Below are 1,068 nucleotides of genomic sequence, written 5' to 3' on the forward strand. Positions count from 1 at the left end.
CGGGGGTGGGCAAGGGGGCCGCCGCCGACGGGGCCGGGGCTGTGTTCGGTGCCGGCGTGGGCGGCTTGGGGATGCGGGCCGCCGCCCTGCCGGGGGCGGGACCGGATGCCGGTGCGGGCGATGCGGTGCCGGCAGGCGCGGGCACCTCTCCCGCTTCCGGCCTGTCGCCCGGTGCCGGTGTGAGCACGGTCGGCGGTACGGGGGCGGGCGCGGGCGCCGCGCTTGGGATCGGGGAACCGGCCCCAGGAGCCGTGTCCGGTGCGGGTGCCATTTCGGCCTCCGTGCCGTCAATCGGGGCCGGTGCGAGCCGGGTCGGCGGTACGGGCACGTCGGCGGAGCCGGGCTCTTCCGTCCCGCCGGAGTGACGCGCGGCGGGGCCGTCCCCGCCGCCGTCCCCGGGGCCGGTCGGCGGGGCCTGGGTGTCCCGGGCCGCCGCCCACCAGCCGGTTCCGCGGCGGCGGAACCGCTTGACGGCGGAGCTCACCGCCGTGCTCAGCGCCGCGGATTCCACGTCGATGCCGGCGCCCGGTCCGAGCAGTCGTCCGCCCGGCTCGGCGTGCAGGCTCCAGCAGTACGCCGGCAGCCGCCCGCCCACCAGGGCACGGACCCGCCCCGAGGCGCACAGCGGGGCCAGCCGCTCCCACTGGGCGGGCGACGGGGTCCAGCACACCAGCACCGCGGGCGCGGCGTCGCCGGAACCGGCGGCGGCGTCCGGCGCGGCGGCCTCCAGCTCGTCGAGGATCCGGTCGAGCTCCCGGCCGGGGTAGCGGGGATGGACCCCGCGGGCGACCAGTACCACCGGCCCATCGGCGAGCAGATCGAGCTGTGCCGCCAGCGCCTGGAGCACGCTGCGGGCCACCCGCACGTCGCCCTCCAGGCTCACGACGGGCGGCCCGCACATCCAGTCGGCGACGACCGTCGCGCCCGAGAGCCGGTCGACACCGACGACGAGCGGCAGCGTCCGCCGCGCGGGCGGCGCCTCCGCACCGGCCCCGAGCGCGGCGGCCGCGGCCGACCACGTCCAGCTGCCCGGTTCGTCCCAGGCGTCCCGCCAGGGCGCCGCCGCCG

1 pseudogene is annotated in these 1,068 nt (G+C 80.1%); it reads right to left on the reverse strand.

The window, feature by feature from the left end:
• Positions 1–1,068, reverse strand: a pseudogene (locus B7P34_RS37960) (hypothetical protein); the annotation flags it as partial.

It is taken from the genome of Streptosporangium nondiastaticum, from assembly GCF_003011965.1.
Taxonomy (GTDB): domain Bacteria; phylum Actinomycetota; class Actinomycetes; order Streptomycetales; family Streptomycetaceae; genus Streptomyces; species Streptomyces nondiastaticus.